This is a genomic window from bacterium (assembly GCA_040753555.1).
Classification (GTDB): domain Bacteria; phylum UBA9089; class UBA9088; order UBA9088; family UBA9088; genus JBFLYE01.
Genome location: JBFMDZ010000288.1, coordinates 1 through 2,233, shown reverse-complemented (window position 1 = coordinate 2,233; position 2,233 = coordinate 1). Strand labels below are relative to the sequence as shown.

The 2,233-nt window shown below is 39.5% G+C and carries 3 protein-coding genes; 2 read left to right on the top strand and 1 reads right to left on the bottom strand.

Annotated features, from left to right (window positions below; genetic code table 11):
* Both AB1630_12605 and AB1630_12600 read left to right on the top strand, forming a co-directional pair.
* Positions 1–1,750 (top strand): tetratricopeptide repeat protein (locus AB1630_12605; GenBank protein MEW6104631.1); only part of this gene is annotated, 1,750 nt, incomplete at its 5' end.
* A gap of 40 nt (positions 1,751–1,790) precedes the next feature.
* Complete coding sequence (locus AB1630_12600) at positions 1,791–1,919, top strand: hypothetical protein (GenBank protein MEW6104630.1); 129 nt, start codon at positions 1,791–1,793, stop codon at positions 1,917–1,919.
* Here the strand turns inward: AB1630_12600 and AB1630_12595 are convergent.
* On the bottom strand, positions 1,912–2,118 hold the full coding sequence (locus tag AB1630_12595; GenBank protein ID MEW6104629.1) for a hypothetical protein: 207 nt from the start codon (positions 2,116–2,118) through the stop codon (positions 1,912–1,914). The two genes, AB1630_12600 and AB1630_12595, sit on opposite strands and share 8 nt — an antisense overlap.
* Between the last annotated feature and the right edge of the window lie 115 nt (positions 2,119–2,233).

The window sequence follows — 2,233 nt, the reverse complement described above, 5'->3', positions numbered from 1 at the left end:
GAAATCGGCATTAGTCAGAAAGTGGTTTGATAGCCTGAAAGAAAATAACATCCAGCCTGATGGCATATTCTGGTGGGGGTTTTATCGCAATCCTTACCTTGAGCGTTTCCTTATCGCATTATTTGTTTATCTCTCCCAAGATAGATTTAAGCTTGATGATTACAAGACATCCTGGCAGAAAACAGACAAAATAAAAGAGCTTCTCTTGGAAAGGGAATATCTCATCATCCTGGATGGTCTGGAGGAGATGCAGAAATCGCAAACCGGCGAAGAATTTGGTAAGATGCAACACTTAGAGTTTACTGACTTACTCAAATCCATTGCTGATACAAATTTTAAAGGCTTGTGTCTTATAACCACAAGATTTCCATTAAGTGATATTGAAAATTACCTAAGCTACCAGAAGCTTGATGTAGAGGAATTATCAAAAGAAGATACAAGACTGTTGTTTCAAAGGGTTGGGGTAAGAGGGAGTGATGAAGAAATAGATAAGATTTGGGAAGATTTTAAAGGCCATACCCTAAGCCTTGTTCTCTTGGCAAATTATTTAGGCCCTGGTGGTGATATTAAAAAGGCAGGTGAAATTCCTAAAATAGAGGGTAAGCCACAGCGTATGCTCCTCTGGTATGACAAGCAACTAAACGAAAACCAAAGGCAGTTTATGAAGCTCTTCTCACTCTTTAGAGGAACAGTGGGAGAAAAAGAATTTGAGGCAATATTTCAGCCAAGGATAAAGATGGATGCCTTCCATTTCAAGCAAATGGTAAAGGACTTAGTAAAAAGAAGGCTTATTGCCGAAGGATACACCACCCATCCCTTAATCAAGGGCTACTTTGAGTCTATATTTGATGAAGAAGAAAAGAAGCTAACCCATAAAGCAATCTATGAATACTTTGGAAAGATAGCAAAGGATAAACCAGAAACCTTAGAGGAGATGCAGCCTTTGTTTGAGCAGGTATATCATGGGTGTTCTGCCGGGCTTTATAATGGGGTGTTTTATGATGTCTATTGGGAGAAAATAGGCAGAAGGGAGGAGCGGTTCATTACCCATAAGCTTGGTGCCTGGGAAACCAATCTTTCCCTTGTTAGAAACTTCTTTCCAGATGAAGACCTTTCCCAGATGCCGCTGGTAAGCGAAAAGAGAGCCCAGAGCTGGCTGCTCAATGAAACCGGAATGGGACTACAGGCTACAGGCAGGCCAAAAGAGGCAGAGGAGCTTTTCGTTCGCAAGACAAATATGCAAATCGAAGACAAAGACTGGAAAAACGCCTCTGTGGGTTATCAAAACTTGGCTGACCTCTGGTTTAGAACAGGTAGGCTCAAGGAGGCAAATGAGAGTGCTCAAACAGCCCTTGAGTTGGCAGAGAAAGCAGGGTTTGATAAGAATATCTGCTATTCAAAAGCCTATCTTGGTTGGATACTTCATCTCTTAGGTAAAAATGAGAAAGCAGAAAAGGAATTTCGGCAGGCAGATGAGCTTGCAAGAAAGATATGGGGGCATCGGGATTTCTCTATAACTGGAGTCTTCTATGCAGACTTCCTAATCTCAATCAAGCAGATTGATGAGGCTTTTGAACTTACCAAAGCAAACCTTGAGATCTGCCAGAGTGAAAATTGGCTAAATAGTATTTCAAGATGTCACCGCTGCTTATCTGCAATTGAAAGGCTAAAGGGAAACCAAAAAGAAGCAAAAACCCATCTTCAAACCTCCCTTGAGATTGCCAAAAAATGTTGGCTATCCTGCTATTGAAATCGAAGCCTTGCTTGAGTCCAGCAGGTTGTGGTTGGATATGAAGAAATATGAAAAGGCTATCTCTCAGGCAAACCAGGTCCTGAAGCTATGTGAAAGAACAGGCTTTTTTCTCTACGAACCTGATGCAGAGCTAATCTTAGCCCGTAACTTCCTGATTTTTAAGTAATATGTAAATTTAGATTTTCTATCAATTTTCGTGTTTGTTTGGGTATTTCAAGGTCTATCCATTGGGTTGAGGTTTTTACCTTCCTGTATTTACTTAAATATAACAATACATCCAAAGGGGTGTATTGGGTTAAAAGGTCATATTTAATCAATAGATGATAAATTCTGTAGTAATAGAGAAGTGAAAGATAATTTCCCATTTTCCGCTACCCTACCATAGGAATTGACTACTTCAAAAAATTTATTATGTTTTGGCTCTAAAAAGCCGATATATATAATAGATAAGATGATAGAAGATATTTTAAGAAGACAAAA